The 14,887-nt window shown below is 72.4% G+C and carries 12 protein-coding genes; 5 read left to right on the plus strand and 7 right to left on the minus strand.

Features of this window, described 5'->3' with window-relative positions; all coding sequences use genetic code 11:
- Positions 1-84 precede the first annotated feature (84 nt).
- From OHA89_RS23980 to OHA89_RS23990, 3 genes are all read right to left on the minus strand, one after another.
- Complete coding sequence (locus tag OHA89_RS23980) at positions 85-2,361, minus strand: heavy metal translocating P-type ATPase (RefSeq protein WP_406367060.1); 2,277 nt, start codon at positions 2,359-2,361, stop codon at positions 85-87.
- A 96-nt stretch (positions 2,362-2,457) separates the two neighbouring features.
- Entirely contained in the window at positions 2,458-2,691 is a 234-nt protein-coding gene (locus tag OHA89_RS23985; RefSeq protein ID WP_406367061.1) for a heavy-metal-associated domain-containing protein, read from the minus strand.
- Between the two features lie 187 nt (positions 2,692-2,878).
- Complete coding sequence (locus tag OHA89_RS23990; protein ID WP_266609653.1) at positions 2,879-3,538, minus strand: TetR/AcrR family transcriptional regulator; 660 nt, start codon at positions 3,536-3,538, stop codon at positions 2,879-2,881.
- A 132-nt stretch (positions 3,539-3,670) separates the two neighbouring features.
- Here OHA89_RS23990 and OHA89_RS23995 point away from each other — a divergent pair, with 132 nt between their 5' ends.
- Positions 3,671-5,914: an MMPL family transporter gene (locus OHA89_RS23995; protein ID WP_406367063.1), complete on the plus strand. Its 2,244-nt coding sequence runs from the start codon at positions 3,671-3,673 to the stop codon at positions 5,912-5,914.
- 61 nt (positions 5,915-5,975) lie between these two features.
- Here OHA89_RS23995 and OHA89_RS24000 read toward each other — a convergent pair whose 3' ends face one another.
- The 3 genes from OHA89_RS24000 to OHA89_RS24010 all read right to left on the minus strand — a co-directional run bounded on the left by OHA89_RS24000 (position 5,976) and on the right by OHA89_RS24010 (position 8,360).
- Complete coding sequence (locus OHA89_RS24000) at positions 5,976-6,176, minus strand: AlpA family transcriptional regulator (RefSeq protein ID WP_257556262.1); 201 nt, start codon at positions 6,174-6,176, stop codon at positions 5,976-5,978.
- Between the two features lie 238 nt (positions 6,177-6,414).
- Positions 6,415-7,425 (minus strand): Gfo/Idh/MocA family protein, encoded by a 1,011-nt coding sequence (locus OHA89_RS24005; protein ID WP_406367065.1) that lies wholly within the window; start codon positions 7,423-7,425, stop codon positions 6,415-6,417.
- A gap of 20 nt (positions 7,426-7,445) precedes the next feature.
- Complete coding sequence (locus tag OHA89_RS24010; RefSeq protein ID WP_257556265.1) at positions 7,446-8,360, minus strand: sugar phosphate isomerase/epimerase; 915 nt, start codon at positions 8,358-8,360, stop codon at positions 7,446-7,448.
- 68 nt (positions 8,361-8,428) lie between these two features.
- Between OHA89_RS24010 and iolC the strand changes: the two genes are divergently transcribed.
- Genes iolC through OHA89_RS24030 form a run of 4 tightly spaced genes read left to right on the plus strand, consistent with a single transcriptional unit; the run spans position 8,429 to position 13,697 of the window.
- Positions 8,429-9,388, plus strand: a complete 960-nt coding sequence (gene iolC / locus OHA89_RS24015) for a 5-dehydro-2-deoxygluconokinase (protein ID WP_266609656.1) — start codon at positions 8,429-8,431, stop codon at positions 9,386-9,388.
- Positions 9,372-10,319: a 5-deoxy-glucuronate isomerase gene (gene iolB / locus OHA89_RS24020; RefSeq protein WP_406367067.1), complete on the plus strand. Its 948-nt coding sequence runs from the start codon at positions 9,372-9,374 to the stop codon at positions 10,317-10,319. The genes iolC and iolB overlap by 17 nt, the downstream gene beginning before the upstream one ends.
- On the plus strand, positions 10,316-12,184 hold the full coding sequence (iolD, locus tag OHA89_RS24025; protein ID WP_266609657.1) for a 3D-(3,5/4)-trihydroxycyclohexane-1,2-dione acylhydrolase (decyclizing): 1,869 nt from the start codon (positions 10,316-10,318) through the stop codon (positions 12,182-12,184). The genes iolB and iolD overlap by 4 nt, the downstream gene beginning before the upstream one ends.
- 13 nt (positions 12,185-12,197) lie before the next feature.
- Positions 12,198-13,697, plus strand: coding sequence for a CoA-acylating methylmalonate-semialdehyde dehydrogenase (locus tag OHA89_RS24030; protein WP_215141295.1), 1,500 nt, complete (start codon positions 12,198-12,200; stop codon positions 13,695-13,697).
- A 77-nt stretch (positions 13,698-13,774) separates the two neighbouring features.
- On the opposite strand, the gene OHA89_RS24035 is transcribed toward OHA89_RS24030, so the two are convergent.
- Positions 13,775-14,803 carry a WxL protein peptidoglycan domain-containing protein gene (locus tag OHA89_RS24035; protein WP_406367069.1) on the minus strand — a complete coding sequence of 343 codons (1,029 nt, stop codon included), beginning with the start codon at positions 14,801-14,803 and terminating at the stop codon, positions 13,775-13,777.
- Positions 14,804-14,887: the final 84 nt, after the last annotated feature.

Below are 14,887 nucleotides of genomic sequence, written 5' to 3' on the forward strand. Positions count from 1 at the left end.
TGCCGACCCCGGATGGTTACGTTGGCATCACTGTGATCTGCGTCTCCTGTGAAGGAGATGTGTGAGGGATGCGAAGGCGATCCACTACCGGAAGGACCTCAACCGGAGGCTGTTGGTCACCACGAAGACCGATGAGAAGGCCATGGCCGCCCCCGCGATCATCGGGTTGAGCAGGCCGGCGGCCGCCAGCGGCAGGGCCGCCACGTTGTAGCCGAAGGCCCAGAACAGGTTGCCCTTGATCGTGGCCAGGGTTCGGCGGGACAGCCGGATCGCGTCCGCCGCCACCCGCAGGTCTCCCCGTACGAGGGTCAGGTCGCCCGCCTCGATGGCGGCGTCCGTGCCGGTGCCCATGGCCAGGCCCAGGTCGGCCTGGGCGAGCGCGGCCGCGTCGTTGACCCCGTCGCCGACCATCGCGACCGTACGGCCCTCGGCCTGGAGGCGGCGTACGACGTCCACCTTGTCCTGCGGGAGCACCTCGGCGATCACCTCGTCGATGCCGACCTCGCGGGCCACCGTCTCGGCGACGGCCTTGTTGTCCCCGGTCAGCAGGACCGGCGTGAGGCCCAGGGCCCGCAGCCGGGCGACCGCCTCGGCGCTGCTCTCCTTGACCGCGTCGGCCACGGTCAGCACCCCGCGCGCGGCGCCGTCCCAGGCCACGAGGACAGCGGTGCTGCCCGCGGCCTCGGCGGCCGACTTGGCCCGCGCGAGGGAGGCCGGCAAGGCGATCGACCAGTCGGCCAGCAGCTGTTCGCGGCCCACCAGGACGGCGTGTCCGTCGACCACGCCCTGGACGCCGAGCCCGGCGAGGCTCTCGAAGCCCTCCGGAACCGGCAGCTCGCCCACCCGTCCGGCGGCCCCCGTGGCGATGGCCCGGGCGATCGGGTGCTCGGAGGCGTGCTCCAGGGAGCCCGCGAGGCGCAGGAGTTCCTTCTCGTCGACCCCTTCGGCGGGATGTACCCCGGCCAGGGTCATCCGGCCGGTGGTGACGGTCCCGGTCTTGTCCAGGACGACGGTGTCCACGCGACGGGTGGACTCCAGCACCTCGGGCCCCTTGATCAGGATGCCGAGCTGCGCGCCCCGGCCGGTGCCGACCATCAGCGCGGTCGGGGTGGCCAGGCCCAGGGCGCACGGGCAGGCGATGATCAGGACGGCCACCGCGGCGGTGAAGGCGGCGGTGGGGTTGTCGGTGATCAGCAGCCAGGTGACCCAGGTGCCGAGCGCGAGCAGCAGGACCACGGGCACGAAGACCGCGGAGATCCGGTCGGCGAGGCGCTGGACCTCGGCCTTGCCGTTCTGCGCGTCCTCGACCATCCGGGCCATCCGGGCGAGCTGGGTGTCGGAGCCGATCCGGGTGGCCTCGACGACCAGCCGGCCGGACGCGTTGACGGTGGCGCCGGTGACGGAGTCGCCGACGGAGACCTCGACCGGGACGGACTCGCCGGTGAGCATGGAGGCGTCCACGGCGGAGCTGCCCTCGACGACCGTGCCGTCGGTGGCGATCTTCTCGCCGGGGCGGACGACGAACCGGTCGCCGACCGCGAGCGCGCTCACCGGGATGCGGATCTCCCGGCCCTCGCGCAGCAGGGCGACGTCCTTGGCGCCCAGTTCCAGCAGGGCCTTGAGGGCCGCGCCCGCCTTGCGCTTCGAGCGGGCCTCCAGGTAGCGGCCGAGCAGGATGAAGCTGACGACGCCGGCCGCGACCTCCAGGTAGATGGCGGAGGAGCCGTCCGTACGGGAGATCATGAAGTCGAATCCGTGCCGCATGCCGGGCATGCCCGCGTGGCCGAAGAACAGGGCCCACAGGGACCAGGCGAAGGCGGCGAGGGTGCCCACCGAGACCAGGGTGTCCATGGTGGCGGCGCCGTGCCGGGCGTTCGTCCAGGCGGCCCGGTGGAAGGGGAGGGCGCCCCAGACGACGACGGGCGCGGCGAGGGTCAGCGAGAGCCACTGCCAGTTGTCGAACTGGAGGGCCGGGACCATGGCGAGCAGGACGACGGGGAGGGCGAGGCCGGCGGACACGAGCAGCCGCTGGCGCAGCGCGGCGAGCGCGGGGTCCCGTACGTCCGCCGCGGTTTCCTGGGCCTGCTCCGCTCGCGGAGCGTCGAGATCCGGTTCCGGCTCCGGCGGCGGGGGTTCCTCGGCGGTGTACCCGGTCCTCACGACGGTCGCGATGAGATCGGCGACCTGTACGTCACCCGCGTACGAGACCTTCGCCTTCTCGGTGGCGTAGTTCACCGTGGCGGTGACCCCGTCCATCCGGTTCAGCTTCTTCTCGATGCGGGCCGCGCAGGAGGCGCAGGTCATCCCGCCGATCGAGAGTTCGACCGCCGTTATGGGTCCGTCGTGCACTGTGCTGGTCATCTTCCGGCTCCAGGGGGAGGGCCGGGGCGTATGGAACCAGTATGAGCTGGCCGGCGCGCCCCGGCGGGTACTGCCGAAGGGGAGGCTCGGATCGGCTCAGATCCGGCCGGCGAACTCGTAGCCCGCCTCGTCCACGGCGGCGCGTACGTCCTCGTCGGCCAGCAGGGCGGCCGAGGTCACGGTGACCTCGCCGGTCGCGGCGACGGCCTTGACCGAGCGGACGCCCGGCAGGGCGGAGAGCTCGGTGGTCACCGCGCCCTCGCAGTGCCCGCAGGTCATGCCGGTCACGCGGTAGACGGTGGTGGTCTGGGTGTCCGTCTCGGCGGTCATGTCGTTCTCCTCTTCAAGGGCGTGTGCGGTCGCCGGAAGACGGCGAGTCACTCCACCGTCCTCCCGACACTTCGAGACTATACCCCTAGGGGGTATCAATGCGAGTGTCTGCGCCCGCTCTTTGGACATGCCTGCCCGTACGGGGGAGGGGAGGGCCGGTGTGCGGAAGGTCGGGCCGGGGAGCGGGTCAGGGGGAGTGGGGCGTGGTGACCATCGGCTCCAGGTAGCGCAGCAGGACGGTCTTCAGCTCCGCGATGTACGCGGCGCGTTCCGTGCCCTCGTGGGCCAGGATCAGGTCCAGCGAGGCCTTGAAGATGCCCAGGATCATGTTCGAGGTGTGGGCGAGCTCGGCGGGCGTGGCCTCCGGGCAGAAGGTGTGCAGGACGCCCTCGACCCGAGTGGTGAGTCCGGAGTGCAGCTCCTCGTGTTCCCGGGTCATGGCGCCGGGGATGCCGGAGCCGTGCATGAGCGCCCAGAAGGCCGGGTTCTCGCAGTTGAAGGCGATGACCGGGTCCAGTACGGCATCCAGCAGCTCGGGCAGGGGCCGCTGGAGGTTCTCGGGCAGGAAGGCCTGTCCGTGCATCTCGTGGGCGCGCTGGAGCAGCTGGCCGCCGAGCTCGACCGCGATGGCCTCCTTGTTCGGGAAGAACTGGTAGAGCGTGCCCGGCGACACCCCGGCCTCGCGGGCGATGGCGTTGGTGCTGGCCGCTGCGTAGCCGGTACGGCAGAACACCCCGGCGGCGGCGGCCAGGAGCTGGGAGACCCGTCGCTCACCACGTGCCTGGCGGCGGCGCGGCGCGGCGGTCTCGCCGCTTTGGGTTGTTTTGCCCGTGGGAGTCCCCGGCATATCCAATCCCTTGCTTCCCGTGGGTGATTGACAAACGCGAGTGATCGCTCGCATTCTGAGGAAACGCGAGCGACTGCTCGTGTTTGCCAAGTCTATTCGGCCTGGCAATCACGGTGAAGGGGACACCGAGTCATGTCCGAAGTCAAGAATCCGCCGTCGTCCGGGGAGAGCGGCAGGTGGACCCGGTTCGTCACGGCCCGGCCGCGGCTCTCGCTGCTGCTCGCCCTGGTGGTCACGGCACTGGCCGTGTTCGCGGGCGGCGGCGCCGCCGAACGGATGGGCAGCGGCGGCTGGGAGGACCCGGGCGCCCAGTCCACCTACGCCGCCAAGGCGCTGGAGCGCGAGTTCCCGGCCTCCCAGCCCAATCTGCTGCTGCTCGTCGACTCCGGCCCGGGGACCGCCGGGGTGGACGATCCCGCCGTAGCCGCCGAGGCGGAGCGGCTGACGGCGCAGCTCGCCGCCGAGCAGGGGGTCGTCGGCGTCGGCTCGTACTGGCGCACGCAGCTGCCCGCCCTGCGCTCCGAGGACGGCCGGCAGGCCCTCATCGCAGCCCGGGTCCTGGGCGACGAGAAGACCGCCACCGGGGTGCTGGACCGGATCGCCCCGCGCTTCCGGGGTGAGCACGGTCCGGTGCGGGTCTCCTTCGGCGGGCCGGTCGCGGTCCAGCGCGAGGTGACCGCCACCATCCAGGAGGACCTGCTGCGCGCCGAGGTGATCGCCCTGCCGGTCACCCTCGTCCTGCTCATCCTCGTCTTCGGCAGCGCCGTCGCCGCCCTGCTGCCCCTCGGCGTCGGCATCGTGGCCATCCTCGGCACCAATGCGGTGCTGCGCGGCCTCACCGAGTTCACCGACGTCTCCGTCTTCGCCCAGAACCTGACCACCGCGCTCGGACTCGGGCTCGCCATCGACTACGCCCTGTTCATCGTCCGCAGGTTCCGCGAGGAACTCGCCGCCGGACGGGACCCGGTGGCCGCCGTCGGGGCCACCCTGCGCACCGCCGGGCGCACCGTGCTGTTCTCGGCGCTGACCGTCGCGGTCTCGCTCTCGGCGATGCTGTTCTTCCCGATGTACTTCCTGCGCTCCTTCGCCTATGCCGGGGTGGCGGTGGTTCTGCTCGCCGCGGCGGCCGCGCTGATCCTGCTGCCCGCGGCCCTGGTGCTGCTCGGCGAGCGGGTCAACTCCCTGGACCTGCGGCGGCTGTGGCTGCGCGGGCGCCCGGCCGGCGCCCCGGCGGAACCGGGACGGGGCTGGGCACGAGTGGCTCTTCTGGTGATGCGCCGGGCCCCGGTGTTCGCGGTGGCCACGACGGCGGGGCTGCTGCTCCTCGGACTGCCCTTCTTCGGCGTGAAGTTCGGCACCGTGGACGACCGGCAACTGCCGAAGACCGCGGAGTCGCATGTGGTCCAGCAGCAGGTCCGGGACTCCTTCCCGGGCAGCCCCGGCGGAACGGTCACCGTCCTCACCGAGGATGCGGCCGGACCCGCCGAGCTCGCCGCCTACCGGGAACACCTGGCTCTCCTGCCCGGAGTGGTCCGGGTCGACGGGCCGGTGAGCGCCGCGAACGGGGAGCGGTACGCCTACTTCTCGGTGGCCACCGAAGGCGAGGCGGTGGGGCAGCAGGCCCAGGACCTGGTCGGCGAGGTGCGGAAGGTGGACGCGGACTTCCGGACCTCCGTGACCGGAGAGGCGGCGGTCCTCGTCGACGCCCAGAAGGCGATAGCCGAGAAGCTGCCCGTGGCGCTGGCTCTGGTGGTGCTCGCCACGCTGCTGCTGGTGTTCCTGCTCACCGGCAGCCTGCTCATACCGCTCCAGGCGATCCTGCTCAACGCTCTGAGCCTGACCGCGATGTTCGGGGCGGTGGTGTGGGTCTTCCAGGAGGGCAACCTCTCCGGACTGCTCTCCTTCACCTCCACCGGCGACATCGAGACCACCCTGCCGGTGCTGATGTTCTGCATCGCCTTCGGACTCTCCATGGACTACGGGGTGTTCCTCATATCCCGGATCAAGGAGGAGTACGACCGGACCGGGGACCACGAGGGGGCCGTGCGCACCGGCCTGGCCCGCACCGGCGGACTGATCACCGCAGCGGCCGTGATCCTGGCCGTGGTGATGGTGGCCATCGGCACCTCGCGGGTGACCAACACCAAGATGCTGGGGCTCGGGATCGCGCTGGCGGTGCTGATGGACGCCATGGTCGTACGCAGCCTCCTGGTCCCGGCGGTCATGAAGCTGACCGGGAAGGCAACCTGGTGGGCCCCGGGCCCGCTGCGCAGGCTCCACGAGAGGTTCGGACTGAGCGAAGGGGAGTCCCTGCCGCCGGTGGCGGAGCCGGATTCGGAGAAGGTGCCTGCCGGGGCGGCCCAGCCAGGGGGCTGAGGGGAAAGACCGCGGTGCGGTACGGGGCCCCGGGTGGCCCCGTACCGCAACCGCGGGCGGGTCAGTCCTCGCGGCGGCCCCGGTTGCCGGGGCGGCGGGCCACCCAGGTGCGGATCGTGTCGGCGTACCAATAGGGCTTTGCGCCCTCCACATGGTCGGGTGGGGGGAGCAGGCCGTGCTTCCGGTAGGAGCGCACGGTGTCGGGCTGGACCCGGATGTGAGCAGCGATCTCCTTGTACGACCACAGCTGTCGGTCGCTCATGACGCACCTCCTTGTCCACGCCGCGGGGACCGGCCGGGAGGCCGTCGGGGGAGCCGGCGCGTGGACACTGCCGATCACTCGGGTTGTGCCCGGGGAACGACGCGAGGTGAGGGCAGGGGAGGGGCTGTCGAACGCCTGTGACGGAAAACCCGCGTAATGCGGATATGCGTGACACAAAGGCGACCCCTGTGACAGATGCGGCACAGGGGTGCACAAGTGGCTTAGCGGCAGCAGGGTTTCAGCGGTAGAGGGCCGGCCGCTCGACCAGCTCCACCGGGGTCCGTACGCCGCTGCGCGCGGCCGCGAGGCCCGCCTCCGAGACGGCGGCGGCCGCGTAGCCGTCCCACGCATCCGGACCGGCCACCCCGCCCCGTGCGGCCGCGGCCACCCAGCGCCGCAGCTGCCGGTCGTAGGCGTCGGCGAAGCGCACCGTGAAGTCCTGGTCGATCTCGCCGCCCCACCGGCCCGCCGACTGCACCACCATCGCGTGACCGTCACCGATCCGGGCACTGCCGGACTCGCCGACCGCCTCGCACTGCACCTGGTAGCCGAAGCCGCAGTTGACGAAGATCTCCACGTCCACGACGGCCCCGCCCGAGGTCTCCAACAGCACCAGCCGGGGATCGCGCAGCCCCTCGGGAGCCGCCGAGGAAGGGGTGGGGGAGAACACGGACACCGCCGTGATCTCCTGCCCCAGCAGCCAGCGGGCCGCGTCCACCTCGTGCACCACGGAGTCGCTGATCAGCATGTCGCTGGTGAAGAAGGACGGCGAGGAGGCGTTGCGGTGCCGGCAGTGCAGGAAGAGCGGCCGCCCGATCCCGCCCGCGTCCAGCAGCTCCTTCAGCCGCTCGTACTCGGCGTCGTACCGGCGCATGAACCCCACCTGGACCAGCCGCCGCCCCAGGCGCTGCTCGGCCTCCAGGATGCGCAGCGCCCCCGCCGGGTCCGGGGTCAGCGGCTTCTCGCACAGCACGGGCAGCCCCCGTTCCAGGGCGAGCCCGATCGCCTCCTCGTGTGCGGGCCCCGGGGAGGCGATCAGTACGGCCTCCACCCCGGGCGCTGCTATCGCGGCCGCCGGGTCGGTGTGCGCACCGGCTCCGTCCAGGGCGCCGGCGACCTCCTTGACCCGGTCCCCGTCCGGGTCGGCCACCGCCACCACCCGGGCCCCGCCGACCGTCCGCCCGATCCGGCGGACGTGGTCGGCGCCCATCTTCCCCGTACCGATGACGGCGATGCCGAGCGTGCTCATGTCGTGTTCCTCCCGGGAAGTCAGCGGGCGCCGCAGGAGCGCAGGTAGGCGCGGGTGCGGCGGGCGATCGGCAGCGGCCGGTCGGGCTCGCAGGGGTACATGTCCTGTTCCACGATGGCGAACAGGTCCACTCCGAGCCGCTGGGCCGCCGCCAGCACCGGCTCCAGGGCCGGCACCCCCGACGGCGGTTCGCACATCACCCCGCGCCCCACGGCCGGACCGAAGGGCAGCTGCTCCGCGACCACTTCGGCGAGGATCCGCGGGTCCACCTGCTTGAGATGGAGGTAGCCGATCCGCTCGGAGAAGGTCTCGATGGCCTGGACGCTGTCGCCCCCGCAGTACGCGTAGTGACCGGTGTCCAGGCAGAGGGAGACGAGGCCGGGGTCGGTGGCGTCCAGGAACCGGGCCACGTTCGAAGGTGTGTCGATGTGCGTGTCGGCATGGGGGTGGACCACGATCCGCAGGCCGTACCGGTCCTGGACCTCCCGGCCCAGCCGCTCGGTCTGGGAGGCCAGTTCACGCCATTGCCCGGGGGTGAGGGTGCGGTCCTCCAGCACCTCGCCCGTCTTGTCGTCCCGCCAGAAGGAGGGGATGACCACGAGATGGGCCGCGCCCATGGCCTGGGTGAGGGCCGCGATCCGCGACACGTGCTCCCAGGTGTCCTCCCACACGGCGGGCCCGTGATGGAGTCCGGTGAAGACGGTGCCGGCCGAGACCCGCAGCCCGCGCTTGGCCGTTTCCTCGGCGAGTCGCGCGGGATCGGTGGGCAGGTAGCCGTAGGGGCCGAGCTCGATCCATTCGTACCCCGCGTCGGCGACCTCGTCGAGGAAACGCTCCCAGGGAGTCTGCGCGGGGTCGTCGGGAAACCAGACACCCCAGGAGTCCGGAGCCGAACCGACGCGGATACGGGTCAACGCGGGCGGGGAGGACGTCATAGCGGCCACCTTAGGGTGCGAGGCTCGAAGGGACGGTGAAGACGGTGGGACGAGTGGGAGGACTGACTGTGACCGGCGACAGGTTGGCGTTCGACCTGATCACGATGGGGCGGATCGGGGTGGATCTCTACCCGTTGACGACCGGCGTACCACTGGAGGAAGCGGACACCTTCGGCAAGTTCCTGGGTGGCTCCCCGGCGAACGTGGCCGTCGCGGCCGCCCGGCTGGGCAGGCGCGTGGCGATGATCACCCGCACCGGCGCGGACCCGTTCGGCGCGTACCTGCGCTCCGAGCTGCGGGGGTTCGGGGTGGACGACCGGTGGGTGGCCGAGGTCGCCGACCACCCCACGCCGATCACCTTCTGCGAGATCTTCCCGCCCGACCGCTTCCCGCTGTACTTCTACCGGCTGCCCAAGGCCCCCGATCTGGAGATCGCGGCGGAGGACCTGGATCTGGAGGCGGTACGGGAGGCCCGCGTGTTCTGGATGACGGGCACCGGCCTGAGCGAGGAGCCGAGCCGAGCGGCCACACTGGCCGCGCTGGAGGCCCGCGCGAAGTCCGGGACCACCGTCTTCGACCTGGACTGGCGGCCGACGCTGTGGCGAGAGAAGCCCGGCCCGTACTACGAGCGGGCGCTGGCCCTGGCGACGGTGGCCGTCGGCAACACCGAGGAGTGCGCGATCGCCACCGGCGAATCGGAGCCGTACGCGGCGGCGCGGGCACTGCTCGCCACCGGGGTGGAACTGGCGGTGGTCAAACGGGGCCCGGAGGGCGTGCTGGCGGTCCACCGCGACGGAACGGTGGCGGAGGTCCCGCCGGTTCCCGTCCAGGTGGTCAACGGCCTCGGGGCCGGGGACGCGTTCGGCGGTGCGCTGTGCCACGGGCTGCTCGCGGGGTGGGAGCCGGAGCGGGTGATGCGGTACGCGAACGCGGCCGGGGCGATCGTGGCTTCGCGGCTGGCGTGCTCGACGGCCATGCCGTTCTCTCACGAGGTGGAGGAGGTGCTAGGGCGTGCCGGTGGTGTCTGAGTGGGGGATGGCCTGGACGCGGCTGCGGGTGCTGGCGCTGGAGCCGGGGGAGGTGTACGCGCACGATTGCGGGGACGCCGAGTGGATCGTGCTCCCGCTCTCGGGCGCCTGCCAGGCCCGCTGCTGGGGCTCCGCCCCAGACCCCGCGCCTCAAACGCCGGCGGGGCTGGAATTGCCCTCCGGGCAAGCCAGCCCGCCGGACGGCCGGCGCCGGCCGTCCGGGGGCGGAGCCCCCGGCAGCGGACCGGAAGTCTTCGAACTGCGGGGGCGGACGGGGGTGTTCGACTCCGTCACCGACTTCGCTTACGTGCCGCGCGACAGCCATGTCGAGGTCACCTCCACAGACGGCGGCCGCTTCGCGCTCGTCGGCGCGCGCTGCGACACGGTGCTGGCGGCCCGGTACGGACCGGCCGAGGCCGTCCCCGTCGAGCTGCGCGGCGCCGGGCAGTGCTCCCGGCAGGTCAACAATTTCGCCGCCGCCGGCCCGGGTGGCTTCGACTGCGACCGGCTCATTGCAGTCGAGGTGCTCACCCCCGGCGGGAACTGGTCCTCGTACCCGCCCCACAAGCACGACGAGCACCACCCCGGCGAGGAGTCCCGGCTCGAGGAGATCTACTACTTCGAGATCGCCCCGCACGGGGACACCCCCGGGCTCGGATACCAGCGCGTCACCCCCTCCCCGGCCGGGAAGACCGATGTCCTCGCCGAGGTGCGGACCGGGGACGCCGTGCTCATCCCGGACGGCTGGCACGGGCCCTCCATCGCCGCCCCCGGGCACGACATGTACTACCTCAACGTGATGGCCGGTCCGGGCGCGATGAGGGAGTGGCTGATCCGCGACCACCCCGACCACGGCTGGATCCGTTCCACCTGGCCGGGGCAGGACATCGACCCCCGGCTGCCCTTTCCCAAGGCGGAGGCACCCCGATGAAACTCACCGTCGCGCAGGCCCTCGTCGCCTTCCTCGCCCGCCAGTACACCGAACGCGACGGCCGGCGGCACCGGCTGATCGCGGCCACCTGGGGGATCTTCGGGCACGGGAACGTGGCGGGCATCGGCCAGGCCCTCCTGGAGACCGGCCACGAGTCGATGCCCTTCCTCCAGGGACGCAACGAGCAGGCCATGGTGCACGCCGCCGTCGGGTACGCCCGCCAGAGCGGGCGGCTCTCCGCGCACGCCGTGACCACCTCCATCGGGCCCGGCGCCACCAACCTCGTCACCGGAGCCGCCCTCGCCACGATCAACCGGATCCCGGTGCTCCTGCTGCCCGGCGACACCTTCGCCACCCGGCCCGCCGACCCCGTACTCCAGCAGCTGGAGGTCCCGTACGCGGGGGACCTCTCCGTCAACGACGCCCTGCGGCCCGTCTCCCGCCACTTCGACCGGATCACCCGCCCCGAGGCCCTGATCCCGGCCGCCCTCCAGGCCATGCGGGTGCTCACCGACCCCGTCCAGACCGGGGCCGTCACCCTGGCGCTGCCGCAGGACGTGCAGGCGGAGGCGTACGACTGGCCCGAGGAGTTCTTCGCCGAGCGCGTGTGGGGCGTGCGCCGGCCCCGGCCCGACCGCGCCGAGCTGGCCGCGGCGGCCCAGGCCGTACGGTCGGCCGCGCGCCCGCTGATCGTCGCGGGCGGCGGGATCCGGCACAGCGCGGCCCAGGCGGCTCTGGCGGAGTTCGCCGTGGCCACCGGGATCCCGGTGGCCACGACCCAGGCGGGCAAGGGCGTGCTCCCGTACGACCACCCCGCCGAGGTCGGCGGGATCGGGCACACGGGGACGGCGACCGCCGACGGCCTGGCCCGGGAGGCAGACCTCGTCATCGCCGCCGGGACCCGGCTGACCGATTTCACCACCGCCTCCGCGACCCTCTTCCGGAACCCGACCGTCCGGTTCATTGGCCTCAACCTCGACCCGTACGACGCCCACAAGCTCGCCGCCCTGCCGCTGGTCGCCGACGCGCGCGAGGGGCTCGACGAGCTCCGGGCGGAGCTCGCCGGCCACCGGGTGGATCCCGCGTACGAGACGGCGTACGGGCAGGGGAAGGCGGACTGGGAGGCACGCGTCGACCGGGCCTTCGCCGCCCCCGACGAGGACCTCCCGCCCACCCAGGCCCAGGTCCTCGGGTTGCTGGACGCCCTGGTCGACGAGACGGACATCCTCATCAACGCGGCCGGCTCGCTCCCCGGCGACCTGCACAAGCTGTGGCGGGCCCGCTCGGCGGACCAGTACCACGTGGAGTACGGCTACTCCTGCATGGGCTACGAGATCCCGGCCGCGATCGGGGTCGCGCTCGCCGCGCCCGGCCGCCCGGTGTGGGCGCTGGTCGGCGACGGCACGTACCTGATGAACCCGACCGAGATCGTCACGGCCGTCCAGGAGGGCATCCCGGTCAGGATGGTCATCCTCGACAACCACGGCTACGCCTCCATCGGCGGCCTGTCGGGGGCGGTGGGCGGCGAGGGCTTCGGCACCGCGTACCGCTTCCGGGGGCCCGACGCCTCGTACGGCGGGGACCCCCTTCCGGTGGACCTCGCGGCGAACGCGGCCTCCCTCGGGATGGCCGTGATCCGCGCCCGTACCGTGCGTGACCTGCGCGAAGCCCTCGCAGAGGCCCGCTCGGCGGACCGTCCCACATGTGTCTACACACAGACCCGAACGCCCGACACTGTGTCGGGCCCACCCCCCGCACAGGCGTGGTGGGATGTTCCTGTGGCCGAGACCGCGACCCGCAAGGCGGCGGCCGCGGCCCGTGAAGAGTACGACCGGCAAGCCGCGCAGCGACGTCGCCATCTGTGAAGGAGCAAGGCAAATGAAGACCGTCAACCACTGGATCGGTGGCAAGACCGTCGAGGGCGCGTCGGGCAACTACGGCCCGGTCACCGACCCGGCCACCGGCGAGGTCACCACCCAGGTCGCGCTCGCCTCGGCCGAAGAGGTCGACGCGGCCGTGCAGGTCGCGAAGGAGGCCTTCCAGACCTGGGGCCAGTCCTCGCTGGCCGCCCGCACCAAGGTGCTGTTCGCCTACCGCGCCCTGCTGGACGCCAACCGCGACGCCATCGCCGAGCTGATCACCGCCGAGCACGGCAAGGTCCACTCGGACGCGCTGGGCGAGGTCGCGCGCGGCCTGGAGATCGTCGAGCTGGCCTGCGGGATCACCACGCAGCTCAAGGGCGAGCTGTCGACCTCGGTCTCCAACCGTGTCGACGTCTCCTCCATCCGCCAGCCGCTGGGCGTGGTCGCGGGCATCACCCCCTTCAACTTCCCGGCGATGGTGCCGATGTGGATGTTCCCGCTCGCCGTGGCCTGCGGAAACACCTTCATCCTCAAGCCCAGCGAGAAGGACCCCTCCGCCTCCAACAAGCTGGCCGAGCTGATGAGCGAGGCCGGTCTGCCGGCGGGCGTGCTCAACGTGGTGCACGGCGATAAGGTCGCGGTGGACGCCCTGCTGGCCCACCCCGACATCGCGGCCGTCTCCTTCGTGGGCTCGACCCCGATCGCCCGCCACATCCACACCACCGCCTCCGCCAACGGCAAGCGCGTCCAGGCGCTGGGCGGCGCCAAGAACCACATGCTGGTGCTCCCGGACGCCGACCTGGACGCGGCCGCCGACGCGGCCGTCTCCGCCGCCTACGGCTCGGCCGGTGAGCGCTGCATGGCGATCTCCGCCGTCGTGGCCGTCGGCTCCATCGCCGACACCCTCGTCGACAAGATCCGCGAGCGCGCCGAGAAGATCAAGATCGGCCCCGGCAACGACCCGACCTCCGAGATGGGCCCGCTGATCACGGCCGCCCACCGCGACAAGGTCGCCTCGTACGTGAAGGGCGCGGCCGACCAGGGCGCCGACGTGGTCCTGGACGGCACCGGCTACACGGTCGACGGGAACGAGAACGGCCACTGGATCGGCCTGTCCCTGCTCGACAACGTGAAGACCGACTCCGACGCCTACCGCGACGAGATCTTCGGCCCGGTGCTGTGCGTGCTGCGCACGGAGACCTACGAGGAGGGCGTGGCGCTCATCAACGCCTCGCCGTTCGGCAACGGCACCGCGATCTTCACCCGCGACGGCGGCGCGGCCCGCCGCTTCCAGCTGGAGATCGAGGCGGGCATGGTCGGCGTCAACGTCCCGATCCCGGTGCCGGTGGGCTACCACTCCTTCGGTGGCTGGAAGGACTCGCTCTTCGGCGACCACCACATCTACGGCAACGACGGCATCCACTTCTACACGCGCGGCAAGGTCGTCACGACCCGCTGGCCGGACCCCTCGGACGCCCCGGCGGGCGTGGACCTGGGCTTCCCCCGCAACCACTGACGCCTGCCCGTCGCCCCGGTACGCAGAACCCCCGGCCAACCCTCACCGGCCGGGGGTTCCTGCTGCCTTGGGGCCGGTCAGTGCGTGCGGGCCAGGTCCGGGGAGGTTTCCGGCTGTTCCCCGGCCGCGCGGCGGCGGCGCCGGAGCATCCAGAGGGCGATGGCCGCGCCCGCCAGTACCAGGGCCGCGCCCGCGGCGGGCCACGGTACGGCGGCGAAGTCGGTCGCGGACTCCGAGGCGAGCTCGGGGTAGGCCGCGGCGCCGGCCGCGACGGTGACCGTCACCCAGTCCGACTGGGGGGCGTCCGGCCAGGGTTCGGTCAGTTCGATGCGCTGGCCCGGCAGCAGCACCAGCCTCAGCTCGCGGGCCGGACGGTTCAGCACCTCGCGTCCGAACAGTCCCTCGGCGGTGACCGTCACCCTCGGTTCCACGACCACGTTGCCCCGGTTGACCAGCGCGTACGAGATCGTGGCGCGGGCGTCCCCGACCCACGGCAGCAGCGGCGCCGAGCGGCTGACCTTCACGTCCTCCACGCTCAGCCCGGCGGTCACCGGGCCCGGCACCCGGAAGTACAGCCGGGCGCCCACCGAGCGCTTCACCCCGACCTGGACCTTGCCCTCCTGCTGCACGCCCTCCACGGCGGTGTTCAGGGCCACGATCCCGCCGACGTGGTCGCCGGGCGTCGCGTCCGCCGGGACCTTCACGGTGAACGGGATGTCCTTGCGGCCCTTGGCCGGCACGGTCACCGTGGTCGCCGTCTCCGGCGGCAGCCCGATCCACGCGCCGACGTCCTTGGGCTCGGTCTCCACCGGCAGCAGGGCGAAGGCACCGCCCGCCGGGGTGTTCATCGCGTCGGTGGCGAAGACCTGGAACGTCAGTTCCTTGTCGGAGGAGTTCAGGATCGTCGCGCTGTCCTGGACGGTGGACCCGGCCGCGCCCTGGTGGAAGAAGTAGGCGCGGTCGGTCATCGCCGCACCCGCCGCGGGCGTGGGGAAGACCCCCCAGGTGCCGTTGTCCGCCGCCGTCGCGGTGGCGGCCGGGAGCAGGCCCGCGCCCAGCAGCAGCAGGCCGGCGAGCAGACCGTACAGAGAGGTGCGGGTGCGCATGGGCGGGTTCTCCAGCCGTCGCGGAAAGAGGGAAGGGGTGGTGCGGCGCCGGAGCGCCGCACCACCCTGGGACCGGTCGGACCG

The sequence above is a fragment of the Streptomyces sp. NBC_01546 genome, assembly GCF_045208355.1.
Lineage (GTDB): Bacteria > Actinomycetota > Actinomycetes > Streptomycetales > Streptomycetaceae > Streptomyces.